Annotated in this window: 15 protein-coding genes; 2 read left to right on the top strand and 13 right to left on the bottom strand. The window is 41.1% G+C overall.

From position 1 onward, the window contains the following. Positions 1-18: 18 nt before the first annotated feature. From DHL47_RS08780 to DHL47_RS08765, 4 genes are all read right to left on the bottom strand, one after another. On the bottom strand, positions 19-1,764 hold the full coding sequence (locus DHL47_RS08780; RefSeq protein ID WP_209551600.1) for an ABC transporter ATP-binding protein: 1,746 nt from the start codon (positions 1,762-1,764) through the stop codon (positions 19-21). Further along, positions 1,757-3,523 (bottom strand): ABC transporter ATP-binding protein, encoded by a 1,767-nt coding sequence (locus DHL47_RS08775; protein WP_209551599.1) that lies wholly within the window; start codon positions 3,521-3,523, stop codon positions 1,757-1,759. Before DHL47_RS08775 ends, DHL47_RS08780 begins: the two co-directional genes overlap by 8 nt. 19 nt (positions 3,524-3,542) lie before the next feature. Further along, positions 3,543-4,154: a TetR/AcrR family transcriptional regulator gene (locus DHL47_RS08770; RefSeq protein ID WP_209551598.1), complete on the bottom strand. Its 612-nt coding sequence runs from the start codon at positions 4,152-4,154 to the stop codon at positions 3,543-3,545. Between the two features lie 122 nt (positions 4,155-4,276). Continuing rightward, positions 4,277-5,251, bottom strand: coding sequence for an NmrA family NAD(P)-binding protein (locus tag DHL47_RS08765; RefSeq protein WP_128837245.1), 975 nt, complete (start codon positions 5,249-5,251; stop codon positions 4,277-4,279). Positions 5,252-5,368: 117 nt separating this feature from the next. Between DHL47_RS08765 and DHL47_RS08760 the strand changes: the two genes are divergently transcribed. Continuing rightward, positions 5,369-6,250, top strand: a complete 882-nt coding sequence (locus DHL47_RS08760; protein ID WP_209551597.1) for a LysR family transcriptional regulator — start codon at positions 5,369-5,371, stop codon at positions 6,248-6,250. Between the two features lie 171 nt (positions 6,251-6,421). Here the strand turns inward: DHL47_RS08760 and DHL47_RS08755 are convergent, their stop codons facing one another. The 4 genes from DHL47_RS08755 to DHL47_RS08740 form a co-directional block, all read right to left on the bottom strand. Continuing rightward, complete coding sequence (locus DHL47_RS08755; RefSeq protein ID WP_209551596.1) at positions 6,422-6,790, bottom strand: MBL fold metallo-hydrolase; 369 nt, start codon at positions 6,788-6,790, stop codon at positions 6,422-6,424. Beyond that, positions 6,791-7,285, bottom strand: coding sequence for an MBL fold metallo-hydrolase (locus DHL47_RS08750; RefSeq protein ID WP_209551595.1), 495 nt, complete (start codon positions 7,283-7,285; stop codon positions 6,791-6,793). A gap of 12 nt (positions 7,286-7,297) precedes the next feature. Further along, a complete protein-coding gene (locus DHL47_RS08745) occupies positions 7,298-7,801 on the bottom strand; it encodes a fumarylacetoacetate hydrolase family protein (protein ID WP_338060109.1) in 504 nt (167 codons plus the stop codon). A 320-nt stretch (positions 7,802-8,121) separates the two neighbouring features. Further along, positions 8,122-9,084 carry a quinone oxidoreductase family protein gene (locus DHL47_RS08740; RefSeq protein ID WP_209551594.1) on the bottom strand — a complete coding sequence of 321 codons (963 nt, stop codon included), beginning with the start codon at positions 9,082-9,084 and terminating at the stop codon, positions 8,122-8,124. A 241-nt stretch (positions 9,085-9,325) separates the two neighbouring features. Here DHL47_RS08740 and DHL47_RS08735 point away from each other — a divergent pair, with 241 nt between their 5' ends. After that, positions 9,326-9,697 carry a winged helix-turn-helix transcriptional regulator gene (locus tag DHL47_RS08735; RefSeq protein ID WP_209551593.1) on the top strand — a complete coding sequence of 124 codons (372 nt, stop codon included), beginning with the start codon at positions 9,326-9,328 and terminating at the stop codon, positions 9,695-9,697. A gap of 1,172 nt (positions 9,698-10,869) precedes the next feature. Here the strand turns inward: DHL47_RS08735 and DHL47_RS08730 are convergent. From DHL47_RS08730 to DHL47_RS08710, 5 genes are all read right to left on the bottom strand, one after another. Next, positions 10,870-10,980, bottom strand: coding sequence for a DeoR family transcriptional regulator (locus tag DHL47_RS08730; protein WP_209551592.1), 111 nt, complete (start codon positions 10,978-10,980; stop codon positions 10,870-10,872). Positions 10,981-11,084: 104 nt separating this feature from the next. Next, entirely contained in the window at positions 11,085-11,384 is a 300-nt protein-coding gene (locus DHL47_RS08725; RefSeq protein WP_128837252.1) for a hypothetical protein, read from the bottom strand. A gap of 79 nt (positions 11,385-11,463) precedes the next feature. Further along, a complete protein-coding gene (locus DHL47_RS08720; protein ID WP_209551591.1) occupies positions 11,464-13,059 on the bottom strand; it encodes an ATP-binding cassette domain-containing protein in 1,596 nt (531 codons plus the stop codon). Between the two features lie 588 nt (positions 13,060-13,647). Next, positions 13,648-14,511, bottom strand: a complete 864-nt coding sequence (locus tag DHL47_RS08715; protein ID WP_209551590.1) for a helix-turn-helix domain-containing protein — start codon at positions 14,509-14,511, stop codon at positions 13,648-13,650. A 152-nt stretch (positions 14,512-14,663) separates the two neighbouring features. Then, positions 14,664-15,101, bottom strand: a complete 438-nt coding sequence (locus tag DHL47_RS08710; protein ID WP_245335595.1) for a recombinase zinc ribbon domain-containing protein — start codon at positions 15,099-15,101, stop codon at positions 14,664-14,666. Between the last annotated feature and the right edge of the window lie 8 nt (positions 15,102-15,109).

Raw genomic sequence — 15,109 nt, 5'->3', positions numbered from 1 at the left:
AGTCTGCTGTTTCAGCAATCAATCATTCGTCTCAATCCGCCAGCTGGCGGCTGTTTTTCTTTCTTGGATAAAGCGGCTGTAGAGGCCGTCTTGGGCCAGCAGGTCTTGGTGCCGGCCTTGCTCGACGATGCGTCCTTGGTCCAGAACGATGATCTGGTCCGCCTGCTCAACGGTTTTGAGCCGGTGGGCAATCATGATAATGGTCTTATCATGGGTCAGAGCCTGAATGGCCTGCATGAGAGCTTCTTCATTTTCTGGGTCCACATTGGCCGTGGCCTCGTCCAGGATGATGATGGGAGCATCCTTGATAATGGCCCGGGCGATGGAAATCCGCTGACGCTCGCCGCCGGACAGGCTGGCCCCGCCTTCGCCGATTTTTGTCTCGTAGCCCTCCGGCAGCGAGAGGATAAAGTCATGGCAGGCCGCTTTTTTAGCCGCTGCTTCTACCTCTGCCTGACTGGCATCCGGCCGGCCAAACTTGATATTATTGGCAATGGTATCCTCAAAGAGATAAACCCTTTGAAAGACAAAACTGAAATTACGAATCAGGCTGTCATAGCTGTAAGTCCGGACATCGTGACCGTCCAGGCTGATCCGGCCCTCATCCACATCCCAGAAACGGGCGATGAGATTGCAGAGGGTGGTCTTGCCAGAACCTGACGGCCCAACCAAGGCTGTGGTCGTCTTTTCCGGAATCTTGAAAGATACATCCTGGATAATCTTCTTATCCCCGTAGGAAAAGCTGATATGGTCCAGCTCGATATTCGCGGTCTCAGGCTCAATCTCCTGGCCGCTGGTATCCATGGGCTGGATAGCCAGCACCTGATTGACCATATCGACTGACAGGTCAACAATCCTCAGAAGTGAAGAATAACTGCCCACGCCATCCAGGTTTTCGTAGACCATAAAGCCGCTGACAATCATCATGACGCAGACCAGCAGCTCCATGCTGCCGTTCAGATAGAAGTATATAGAGGCCAAGCCCATGAAGACACCCGTCAGCTTGGTCGCTATGCCCTGCAGGGCGATATAAGGCGAGCTGGCATAGGTCATCTTGGTATCCATCCGGCTCTTATGGTCAATGGCTTTGGACAGCTTTCTGGCCGAGCGGTTGACCAGATTGTAGTTTTTGACCTCCGCAATGCCCTGACTGTACTCCAGCACAACGGCCACCAAGCCCGTGTCTGCCTGGTGCTTCTCATCCGAAACCCTGCCTGCATGCCAGCGCATGATGCTATTTGGCAGGAGAAAGAGAGCGAGGCCAATCAACAGGACCAGACCCACCCGCCAGTCATAGACAAAGACCAGCAAGGTGATGAGGGCGGTCGTCAGAAAGCCCTGCACCGTCATCATGACCACCCGGGTTGCCACATCGGAGAGATTTTCCAGCGTATTGGTCGTGACACTGGTAATCTTGCCCAGACTGTTCTGATTAAAATAGCCCATAGGCAGATAGCGCATGTGCTCAGCGATTTCGATCCGCTTCTGTGCACAGGTATGGTAGCCGGCTTCTGTCTGCAGCATGGTGATTTTGAGGGTAATCCAGACATTGAGAAGGACGGAGACCAGCATGATGACCAGACTCAGCCAAAAGGTCTGCATGGACAGATTTTTCTCAATCAGGCCCATAACAACTAGGCCGATTGCCGGGATTCTGAGGGCAATGATAAAGGATTTGAGAATGCCCAGATAAATGGATTGGTAGAATTTCCTGCGGTCTTCTGCCGTACAGAAATCAAAGAATTTTTTCAGTGTATCAAGCATGGGCCAGACCTCCTTCCAGATCATCGCTGTCTTTGACCGCGATGTGAGCCTGCCACATAGAAGCGTAGAGCGGACTTTCTGCCAGCAGCTCCTCATGCCGGCCCTTGGCCTCTGCTCGGCCCTTATTGACCAGGATAATCTGGTCTGCGCTGATGATGGTGGACAGGCGGTGGGCGATGACAATCAGCGTCCGCCCTTCTATCAGGCGGGCTAGGCTGGACTGGATGCGGGCTTCATTTTCCGGATCAGTATAGGCCGTGGCCTCGTCCAAAATCAGGATAGGCGCATCCTTGAGCATGGCCCGGGCAATGGCAATCCGCTGGCGCTCGCCGCCGGACAGGTGGCCGCCGCCAGAGCCGACTATGGTGTCAAAGCCATCTTCCAGATTCATGATAAAGTCATAACAGCCGCACTTGCGAGCAATATCCAGGACCTCCTCATCAGAAGCCTCGGGATTGCCCATACGGATATTTTCCCTAATGCTCTCGTCAAAGAGATAGTTATCCTGAGTCACATAGGCAATCTGCCGGCTGTAATAGTCCAGCGGCAGCTGACGAATATCCACGCCGCCGTAGGTAATCTGACCAGATGAAACATCCCAGAAGGAAGCCAGAAGCTTAGCAATGGTAGACTTACCGGATCCGGAAGGACCGACCAAGGCATTGATGCTGCCGGCCTTGATCTGAAGGGACAAATCATGCAGGACTTCCTCATCCTCCGAGTAGCCAAAGCAGACGTCTGACATGGCCAGCTCTGTCCCCTGCGGCCGAACTGTCAGCTCCTCGGGCCGAGCCAAATCCGGCTTTTCCAAAATCGCAATGACTTCGCCGAAAATGGTGCCAATCTTGCGCAGGTCGTCCATATAGGAAGCGACCAAAATCAGCGGCGTCAAGAGGCTCAGTAACAGGATAATCATCAGGATGAAATTTCCGGCGCTCAGACTGCCCTGCAGGTAAAAATAGGTGCCGGCCGGCAGCAGAAAAAGCAGGCCGGAAGGCAGAAAGGCGGTCACAATTCCCATTTCCAGATTAAACTTGCGCATCCACTCGATAAAGCAGTCTGCTCCTTCCTTGGCCGCCTTGACAAATTTATCATAGGAAAATTTTTCTTTGCCGAAAACCTTGATAACCTCAATACCATTGATATACTCAACCGCAGTATCATTAAGCTTCTGAGTCTTGGCAATGGTATTTTGGTAATCTGCTTCGCTGTTTTTGGCCATACGGATATAGGCCAGAATCACGACCGGAACCGTCAGGAGGGAGAGCAGGGTCAGCCGCCAGTCAATGACCAGCATGGCAGCCAAAATAATCAGGGGACCAAAGAGACCGGAGGTAAATTCCGGAATCAGGTGAGCCAGCGTTGTTTCCGTGGCATCGACCCGCTCCACAATGATATTTTTATAAGTACCAGACGACTGGCTGAGCACCGTTCCCAAGGGGAGTCTGGCCAGCTTATCTGTCAGCCGGTGCCGCATTTCTGCTAAAATCCTAAAGGTCGCCGTATGTGACAGCAGAGTGGAAATACCGTGAAAGCCCCAATAGGCTGCCCAGAAGAGCCCGATCCAGACGGACTGCAGCAGATAAAAATCCCAGTCTTTATTGCCAGCCAGGAGCTGATTGATCATGCTGCCAATGAAGAAATAGGGCAGAAAACCTGCGAGCACAGAAGCAAAGGCAAAGAGCAGGCTGAAAGCAAAATATAATTTATGGAGGGAAACAAATTCCCATATCCAGGAAACGACAGATTTCTTTTTCATCCTTATTCCTTCTTTCTATTCAAAAATCCAGCAGGGCTTCCCAATTAAAAAACTGAAGAACCGAAGTGCAAAATGCCATGGCTTGACTCTTAGGCCAGTCCTGTGCCAAGGGCTCAAAAAGAGCGGTATAGTAGGCGGTCATGCACGATCGCAGATATTCGTATTCTAGCAGGTGACGGATCTTGCCTTCCTTATGGGCCCGTTCCAGATAATGATAGGTCTCAATCGTAGCAAAGTAAATCATATCGGACTTGAAATTCGCCAGTGAAGAGCCCTGCGAGCGAAACAGGAGCAGGCGCATATTGTCCTTGTGCTCATAAAGCAGCTGCATCAAGGCCTCCAAATCTTCCAGACGGTGCTCCCACATCCGGGACAGCTGACTCTTCTCCAAGAAATCATAATCGCGCGTTTTCTGTGACTCTCCATAGGCCTCAAGGGCCTCCAAGGTCGGTGCAAGAACAGCTTTAAAGAGCTGGTCCTTGCTGGAAAAGCGCTTGTAAAGCGCCCCTGTCGTCAGCCCAACACCGCGGCAGATACGCCGCAGCGAGGCATTCTGATAGCCAAAAGTATAAAACTCGCTTTGAGCGCTGGCTAAAATTTTCTCATTTAAAAGATCGCTTTCTTTTCCCATTACTGCCCTCACTCCATCTTGATAACACTGTTATCAGTTTTCTACCTCTATTATAAATTCTGACAATTCTAATGTCAAGGAAAAATAAAAAGACAGCCCTTCAGCTGCCTTTGGTCAATCATCTATCGTATATCCTTCCAGTTGCAGATCTTCTCTTCCCAGATATAAGCATAATTTTTGGCCAATTCACGTGCGGTCATGGGTTTTTGTCCCGTCAGAATTTCTACATCGTCAGATGGCACATCCATCAAGCCTTCAGCAATGCTGGCTTCGTTTGTGACCATATCATTGCCGCACCAAGGAACAGGCGACTGAGAATAATCGCCCGTGGCCTCTCTCGGGATATGCATGGAATCCAAGTAATCATAAAATTCCTGATGACTGACAGGACAGTATTCGATGGAAATGCCTGACAAGTCACTGATGATGGCAGCAATATCACGCTGAGAGATGGATTCTGAACCGCAGATTTTATAGGTTTTCTCTGGCTGACCTTTCCCTAACAGCAAGGCTGCCGCCACACGCGCCACATCGTCCTTGGGGATAAAGGTTCCTCGCCCTTCTCCCGCTGTCGTATACCATTTATTGCCTGACATGAGGGCCAGCATGACAGAAGTCGTCAGATAATTTTCCAGATAGAGATTGTCCTGCATAAAATTATAATCCACTCCGTGGACAGAAGCCGCTTCACGAATGTAAGACTCTGTTGCCGTATGGTCTGGGGTCACATAGACATGGGCATAGGCAGGATCGCTGGCTCCCAAGAAGGAGGTATAAGTGATATGCTGAACCCCTGCTTGAATCGCTGCATCAACCACATTTTTGTGCTGCTGAATCCGAATGGCACCAATGGTCACAGCAGATACGATAAAAATGCGGTCCCCGCCTTGAAAAGCAGCCGTCATTTCTTCCAGATTGTCATAATTGGCCTGACGAACGGCTATCCCCAAGCCTTCCCAGCGTTCCTTCTTCTCAGGATCCAAACGGTCTAAAAAGGGACAAGTGACAATCAGATCGCTTCCCTTGACCTCTTTTAGCATGTTTTCTGTGACACGGCCGCCCAGCTGACCGTCACAGCCAGTAATAATATATTTCATTGCACACCTCATTGATAATATTTCTTTATTTTTATCATTATTTTAACAGTTTTATAGCTGAATTAGAAATTCTTTTATGTTATTATTAATAAAAGGTTTTTATCAGAAAGGACAGCCATGAACAGCAGACAATTAGAATGTTTCATCCATCTGGCTGAAACACTGAATTTTAACGCCACAGCCCGATTAGTCTATATCAGTCAGCCGGCTGTCAGCCACCAAATCAAGAGCTTAGAAGAGGAGTTGGGACTGCAGCTCTTTTTGCGAAATAAAAGACGGGTTGAACTGACACCGGCAGGGCAGTCCTTTTACCAAGATATGAGGGAGATTTACCCCAAGCTAACCGCTGCTGTCAGCAAGGCCAAAAGTCAAGGCAAGTTTTTTACAGACAGCCTCGTCATCGCCTACGAGGGCAATGAAAAAGAGCAGGTCTGGATGGCCGAGGTGATTGCTCATTACCATAGGCAGTTTCCGTCCCTGCGCTTATTTTTAAAAAATTTAGACTATAAAAGCAGCAAAAAAAGCCTGCTAAACCAAGAACTGGATCTGATTTTCACTGTTTCAGAAAATATTCAGGCCTATTCGGAAATTCAATTCCAAGAACTGTTTCAAGAACAGTTTGTCTGCGTCTTCAGAAAGGACCATCCGCTCAGCAGGCAAGAGCAGCTTTGCTTAGAGCAGCTCCAGCAAGAAAGCTTAGTATTCTTGGACCCTCTCAATACACCGCCCGAACTGGCGCAAGTCCAGAATAGAATCGAACACTCCCTGACAGAGCCACAGATCTATTATGCAGATTCTGCTCAGATAGCTCAGGCCATGATTTTAGGGGGAGTCGGTCTTGCTGTTATGCCGCGCTTTGCCGTCCAGCATTCCGATCGGCTGCAGGCCATACCTGTCAAAGACTTACCTGCCCTATCCTATGGCATCGCCTGGCACAAGCAAAATCCAAAAGACATTTCAAGCTTTAGCCAAGAAATAGCCTTTATTTTCGAAAGGTAAATTGCAGTCAAAAGTACTAGGACAGACCCCCATGATGGCTGCGCCCTCATCCACAGAGGGATGGATCTTTTAGAAGATACCGTATAAGACCCCATGGTGGCTGCGCTCTCCTTTTGGAAGATTCCGTATGAGACTCCCATGATGGCTGCGTCTTCATCCGCTTCTTGCTCCTCATTTCGGTAACGGTCCAAAACATTCTCTATAAATATCTGGGTCATGCGAAGGTATGATTTCTAAGTCTGGATTTGCTTTCCAAATCCTATTTAAGACCTTATATAAATCATGGTATTGCCTTATATTTGCATGCACAGCATTTGTAAGAATCGAACCGTAGGCCATCTCTTCATAGTTGTCCCTGCAATAGACAGCGTCCACACACAGGAAATAGCGCTCACTCTCAGAGCAATTGACAATCAGCCCCATCTGTCCTGCTGAATGGCCAAATAAAGGAAGCAGGATTAAGCTGCCATCTTGAAAAATATCAATACTTTTACGAAACGGTCCGTAAGGTGTTCCTTGTTCAAAATCGACAATCTGCACCTATTCCTGCTTCAGCATAGAAAATAGGGATTTGAGATAGCCTTTTTTGAGCAGTTGTAGATCCGTTTCCTGTCCAAGCTCCCACTCTTCCTTTGAAATATAGACCGGTGCATTTGGAAAGTCACAGATACCTCCAGTATGGTCGATATGCAGATGAGATAATATAATAGTGACTTCATCAGGAGATATTCCCCTTTTTTCCAGTTGCTGCTTTGCATCTTCTTCCTGCTGAATTTTTACGGGTAAAATCCAATTTAGCATATTGTATGGAAATTTTTTCGTCACTTCATAGTATCGGGAATGATAGCCCGTATCAAATAGGATTATTCCCTGAGCCGGATGCTCAATAATAAACCAAAAGGCTGGACCCCAAATATGCTTTCTAGGGTTCCCCTTTTTTATCATATTTAATTTTGTGCCATAAAAACCCGCATTCATCAGAGTGAGCTTACACTTTGGTGTGGTTGATTTTACGGGCGGTAATTTCAAATTCATCCGATTGTCCCTCTATACGATTGTATTTGTCAGGCTTCCCAAGCGTTCAATTTCTAGACGGATTGTATCGCCTGTTTCCAGAAAAATTCCATTTTCAAGACCGCAGCAATTTACGACTGTTCCCGAACCAATAAACTCACCAGAGTAAACATTCTCTCCCTTGGAAGCATAAGCAACAGCTGCTCCAAAGGAATGTTGAAAACACTCAGTCGAACCAGTCGCAGCCACTTTGCCATTTATGATCACAGTTGTTTTCAGCTTATATAAACTGGGTGGAATTTCATCTGCAGTTACAACTGTATTGGAAATGGAGCTGGCAAAATCTTTTGATTTACATGGACCTGTTGAATTCATTTCTTCATATTGTACATTCCGAGCACTAAAATCGTTCAAGATACAAAAAGCGCCAATTGCATCCAGGCCCTCCTGCTCTGTCGCATCACGAATTTCCTTTGTAATAATCATACCGACTTCTAATTCGTAGTCTTTTAGAGCTGCATACTCAGGAAAGGCAATCGCTTCCTTATCACCTAGAAATGAAAGGTGATTCCCTTTATAATAAAGCGGATGGTCATAGAAGGCTTTTCTGCTAATTGAAAATACTGATTTATACTATTCATCTTACTCTCCTTGATAATGTGCTATGGGAAAAATTCCCATTTACAGTCATTTAGTTTATCTTTTATTACGTCGTTAGCTCGGTTTGCCGTACGCCAGTACAGCTGACACTTCCTCACGGAAGCTCTATTCACCACCTCCAATAGTCCAGTGGACTATTGGAGCACCTTGCTGCCTAGTACTAAAAGCAAACTAAAAGACTATATCTGCTGTTTTAACTAAGGGTGTTTTAATAATAATTTTCCATTGATTTTTCCTTCTTCCAAATCCAGCAAAGATTGAACAGCATTATCAATAGGAGCTTTATAAAGTTTGGGAAGTTTGATTTGATTGTTTGCGACTAATTCCAGAGCCCAGATTAAGTAGCCGTTTACCTTTTGGATATGATGTGAGCAATAACCACCAAAGTTAAAACCTGTAAGATTGAGATTGTTCAGCCAGCAGATATCGGGATTGATATCTGCTCGTTCTTCTTGTGAAGCATTGCCGACAATAGCCAGTGTTCCATATGGATTAAGTTTTCCTAGATTATCTTTACGTTGCACGCCACCGACGGGGTCTACGATTAAATCAAATTTTTCTTCAGAAGAAATGAAACATTCTTCCCGCAAATAAGCAGCATCGTAGCCTAATTCTAGCGCATTTTGACATTTGGTCTCATTGCTGACGGCTGCAACAACTTTTTTAGCACCTAAGAGTTTTGCTGCTTGGCCAACCTGAGCACCCAAACCTCCTGTAGCTCCATAAACAAGTACGTTAGCACCGATTGGAAGTCGGACTATTTCCTTTAAAAGTACCAAAGCAGTTGCCGTATTGGTTAAAGCTGCAGTTGCTTTATCAATCCCTAAGTTTTCAGGGATTTTAACCACATAATCTTCAGGAAGGCTGACCAATTCAGAAAAGCCTTTTAAAGTATTGATGGTTAATCCCGCAACCCGATCCCCTAGTTGAAAATTTCTCACCTCTTTTCCAATGTCTACAACAGTTCCTGCTACTTCAAGTCCAGGTGTTGCTGGAAGAGGCAGAGCTCCGAACCCTCTGGAGAAGATGATATCAATTAGTCCTACACCTGAATAGTCAACCTTGATAAGGACTTCTGTTTCTTGAACAGTTGGACGTTCAGTCTCCTGATAGAGCATCGTTTCAGGACCACGATAGTCTGTAATTTGCAATGCTTTCATATGTATTACCTCCTTGAAAGTGATAATAATACTCAAAGAAAATCAAAGATGACAAGGCAAACTGATGCAGATAGAACTGGAGTTCATCAAAGAGGTTTAACACAGTCAACATTTGATTTTCAAAGAGTATAAACACCATCATTGATGATTTGCTTACAGTATAGCAGATATGTTATACTTGAACAAGTAGGCACTTTTTTCGCTTATACTAACAAAAACGTAACTAAAGGAGCGTAATGAAATGAGAGATACACAAGAAGGCTGCCCTTTTGGCTGTACTGTAGAAATAGCGATGGATGTCATTGGCGGACGCTGGAAGGGGGCTATTTTGTTTCACCTCGCAGATGAGGGGATTCTGCGTTTTGGTGAACTTAGAAAACGGATTCCCGGTATCAACCAACGTATGCTGACCAATCAGCTGCGTAAACTGGAAGAATGCGGGATTATCAAACGAACTGTTTTTCCTGTGGTTCCGCCCAGAGTAGACTATGAATTGACTGAATTTGGAGATACTCTCAAACCCATTCTCTTCCAACTAAAGAAATGGGGACATGAGTATATTGATTATCAAACGGCTAAGTCCGACCAACGCTTATCAAATTCTTCAAAATAGTTCTCTTTTAATATTTTTGTATTTACAGATTTATCAGGTTGTACAGTCTTTTAGTTTGCTTTTAGTACTAGGCAGCGAGGTGCTCCAATAGTCCACAGTTAGAGTAGTTTCGCTCTTTACTATGGCCCTTAAATATCGTCCCTGTTCCTTCTGAAATGAGAAATCAATACCCTAAAAATGTAGATTTAATCTATTTTTTTAAAGATAAAAGAAAAGAAATTAACCCAGAAATTACAACACTAACTATTGAGTATGCAATAACTTTCTCCTCACTAGTATTTGTAACAAGTGAATAAAGTAAAATCAATATGTTTGCTGTTATTATAATTACATAAAAACGAGATTGAAGTTGCTGCCATTGTTTTAAAGTACGAAAAGCGCTTGGAAATCGTAAACCAACTCCAGCATTCCTATTTGGGGAAATGTAATTCAAAATCCATAAAAATAGAGAACCAATAATTATATAAATCGAAATCATGACAATCCTGAGTTCAGTCCATCACTTGCTTCAATTTAATGTATTGTAATAATGGATTCTGAATAGACATTTAATTGAGTTCATTTTGGCACCTCTCTACCTTTGTGCTTTACTTCATGACAATTATACTGCTAATAAGCTATTAAATCAATAAATATTTCAAATATTAGAAAAGTTTTGGTTTTTTAATCATCATAAATAAATTACTAATATAACCCAAGTAATCCAAAATAGGAAAATCTGTAGTTTTCATCTCCAAGGTTAATTTTTTCAAGAATCTGGCACATCTTTCTTCCATCAAATGATTGCTGCTCATTATCAAGGAGTTCTTTTAGTTGAAGCGCATAGTACTTCTGTAGCTTTTGTTTTTCACTAAAACTTTCCCACTTCTCTTCTAGCTTTTCCTTATTTTCTCGAAGAACCTCTATAGCCCTGAGGAAAGCTTGCTGAAGCGTTTCTTCATCTTAAACGTATATCCCAACCAAAGCTAAAAAGCCACTGTTTCTAGTGACTTCATAAAACTTTTCGCTAAAAGATTTCTAGGCTTTCACCAGCAGAGCTGCACACTCAGCGGTTCGGACTTTGCGATTCATTTCGTTGGCCAAGCCTCCTCATTCTCCGAGTCCTATCACATGGGCAGAACATCTACTTCTACTTCGCTGATGAATCAGCTCGTATAAGCAGTGATACTGCCTCAACATGTCATGTCTGAGACGTTCATGGTTTCCATAATATCTCGAACATAGATTGTTCCCGTCTTATTGACAAGGTTCACAATCTCATCTAATCGCTCCTGTTTCCTCATTTTACTACCTTCTTGTGCTTTTTCTGTTTATTATATACTTTTAATGTGACAAAAGCAACAGTTATATGTTTTAAATAAACAAAAAACTGAGATTGACTCAGTTTTCATAGTGTTAACATAATCTTGTTCAGAATGTCTACTTTATTAGAATAATCGTTAATAAGAGCCAATACAACTCCTAAGTAATTTTCTATTATATTTGGTGATTCATTTAGATTACCAAGTAAATTTTTACTATTTTGTAATTCTTCATAAAGCTTCTCTCTTACAAACATTCTATTTTTTCCTATATAGTTGAATGCACACATCATAACACTCATCCCTGCATAACCGCGACAAAGATATAAATCATCATATTTCCAATCTCTACTGCTATCAAATATGCAGAATATTTCATTATACAAGTAACTACTTATTTCCTGTTCAACTGATAGTGAGTATAGCAATAAAAGTATGGAAAGTCTAGATTATTATATCTTATAATTAAGAGTTTGATTTAATCATCCCTTCTTCAAGAGTTAACACTTCATCAAACATTGAGATAAAATTATCTGATGGTTCGTGAGCAATACAAATAATCATTTTTCCTTGCAATGAGGCTACTAATTCTTCAATACGCAATCTATTTTCTTTATCTAAAGACGATGTAACCTCATCCAAAAGTAAAATTTCTTTATTAGCAAGTAGAGATCTAGCAAAATCTAGCCTCCTCTCTTGCCCACCAGATAACTTATTTTTGATTTCATCCTCTAAATTAATAGTTTCTAAACTGACCTTCTGCAACACTTGATGAAGTAGACCTTTATCATAATCTTTATACATTGTTAAATTGTCAATGGCTGGTTTATCAAAAATAAACGTTTTCTGCTCCACATAAGCAACTGATGAGTAATCTAACTTGATACTAGTAAAATCCTGCCCATTAACTAAAATGCTCCCAGTAGTATTAAAACCATCTGGTATCAAACCTATCAAAGAATTCAAAAGTGTACTTTTCCCACTTCCACTTTTTCCAACAATGAGATATTTTTTACCTATCTCAAATGTTAAATTTATATTTTGTAATATATTTTGTTTCTCTCCTAATATTCCAAAATTAACCAGTTCGATTGTATCAATTTTTATATTTTCCCTATTAGATGCTTCAGCTGGTACTTGCTTTATCGTTTTAACTAAATCATTAACCAATTTCTTTGAAGATAAGATATCCGTATAGCTATGCTTCATGTTAGTAATTGGATAAGTAATATACATCACTAATTGACGGAGTCCAATAAATTCTCCTAGAGAAAGCCTCCCCTTAAGGACAAAAAATCCTCCAACTACCCAAGCTCCCTGGTTTACAATCATTGTTATTGCATATGATATCGCTTCTATTGAATTTGCTTTTCTATAATAAGCCACGTTTGATTTTCTCAACTGCTTACTTTTTGAATTCACAATATCAGTGAAAGAGTGCACTGCTTCAAATAGCTTGACTGTCTTTAAACCAAAGTAAAAATCTGATACCACATTAAAATAGTTTTCTTTTGATTTTACGCTCACATCTCTTGCTTTTTGTAAAGAATTTTGAGTTAACAAAGGATAAAAAAGAGGGAGTAAACTCAAAATAACCATTATGATAGTATAAGACGGTTGTAAAAATAAAGATATGATCGAAGCAAAAACAAAAACCAAAATATCATTAGTTATACTAATAATTTGTTCTAAGTATTGTTTTTCTAAGACTTCTAGTTCATTAGTATAGGTTGAAATATACATTTCAGGATTGCTACGATAGATAGCAAGCAAGGACTTTCCTCCGTTACTATCAGTCAAATCACTTCGTATATCATGTAAAATTTTTTGAATCAATTTCTGATTTGAAACTTCAACACAATACTCCATTAAGGAATCAAAAACTATATAAACTAATAACAACACTACGTAGAATATGAATGTTTCTGAGTTAACATTTGAAATAGAATCAATGATACCTTCTAGAACAAAAGCTAAGCTCAATACAGAAATTGCGCCAATGATATTTACTATTAAAAATTGGCCTACTAAAAAAGGATTTTGATAAAAATATTTTTTCATTTGAGATTCTTTGTAACTTCTTTAATAAAAATAACCTAATAAAAATCAGGAGCGATAATGATTATCCCCCCCGACTCAACAAAATGTACTTTAGCATTTATGCTGACTTGGCTGATTTCTTCCCATCAAGAGAGCAGCTACATCAATATCATCAACATCGATAGAAACATTTTCTTGTTTTAGAGTAAGATCTGTATTTTCCATAGTATGTATTATCCTTTCATAAATATATTTAAGATTTTTATCCTGCGAGGACAAATCTTATCAAACCTCATAATTGGCGTTATAGATTACTGAATAGTTAAAAAATTTTTCCATTTGCAGGGCCTAGATCGATACCTCTAGTCATCTTATGGACTCGAGGTCCTCCTGCAATTCCTAATAGGATTAAACCCATAACTAACAAAGCAACTGTTTTCCTAAACAAACTCTTCATATGTCTCTCCTCTTGTTTTCTTACATTTATTTTATCACTTCAAAATTATCTTGTCTAGAGTTTTTATAATTTTTTTATTTTTTTTAATTTAATACTTTTATGTATCTAATGCAATTAAAAACAATGCTCTTCGTTGAACATTGTTTTCATTATTATGTGACATCTGCAAGGTAGTGCTCGACTTTCAGAGTCATTGACATATTTTCCTCAAGTTTGTAGAGGAAATGAGCTATCTCAAAATATTCTTTTACCGAACTTTTAGAAGAAAAACTTTCACTGACATTTCCCATCAATAAATACAAATCAGCCAAAAGATAAGTTGTTCTATAGTCACTACACTGCTTTATCGTAGCTGTTATTTTGGTTATAGCTTCTTCAACATTTTTCTGTAACCATAGGTATCGACAAACGTTATAATTGAACTTAATAGATAGTTCTAACTCTTCAATTGTGTTTAAATTAAGTTGATTCACTTGATGCTCTAGCTTGTCTCTAATCTCATTAAAACGTTCTAAATCTTCAATATCATAATAAAAATTGAATAGAGTATTTGAAACTTGAAGGTAGTTCAAGTCAGATACACTTAACTGAGATAGCATATTCTCTAATTGTGTAATTGCCTCTTCTTTCTGTCCGTAAAAATAAAAATCTATCAAGGATTTTATCCACTCCATATAAAACTTATCTGTTAGAGATAAGCGATGAGCTTTTACACTTTCCAATTCATATATATATTTCAAAGATTCATAATTTCGATTTGTGATAAAAGTTTTCGCCAATTTTTTAAACTCTGATAACTCATTAATTTCCTCTACAATCTGATCATCGAAAAAGTAGTCCATACTAACATTCAATTTTTTAGCCAAAGCATGCAGAAAATCAGCTCCAGGAGTAAACTCCCCACTCTCTAACCGACTAATTTGACCTTGTTTACAAATCCCCTCAGCTAGTTCTCTCTGAGACATTTTTAATTCTTTTCGTCTATTTTTTAATCTTGTTGCTAATAGTATACCCACGTTTGTATTTCCTTTTCTTATTGATTCCTCTTTAAATTGTAACACGATTAATTCTAAAATTCCAAATATATTATTCAAAAAATACAAATTTTAATCTCTAAATAGGAATGAAGATAAATATATAGTATCTATTCTTTCCTATTGTCACAAACCTATAAATCAACTTCTGTTCCTTCTAAAAATTTAATACTGATGCAGCCGTCTTCCCCGAGTGCTATTTTCTCTAACACCTGGCACATCCTTCGTCCATCAAATGCAGTCTGGTCACTCTCAACTAGTTTCTTCAGTTGCTCCGAATGGTACTTCTCCAGCTTTTGATCCTCACTAAAGTTGGCCCATTTTTCTAAAAGCGTGTCCTTGTTTTCCCTCAAAATTTCTAAGGCTCTGAGAAAAGCCTGCTGCAGGGTTTCTTCATCAATATAGCGATTAGTGCACCCCTGGACTCCTTTTACCTTGTAGCGGTTATTGCAATGCCAGACAGGCCGCTTTCCTCTACTGGTTGTCCAGTTCTTTCGACCAAATAGACCTCCGCATTCCTTGCAGAATACTTTGCAGGTGAATGGGTTTTGTTCGCACTGGATTAGGTTCATGGTTACTT

The sequence above is a fragment of the Streptococcus panodentis genome (genome assembly GCF_017884005.1).
Classification (GTDB): Bacteria; Bacillota; Bacilli; order Lactobacillales; family Streptococcaceae; genus Streptococcus; species Streptococcus panodentis.
This window is presented reverse-complemented; position numbering and strand designations above follow the sequence as displayed.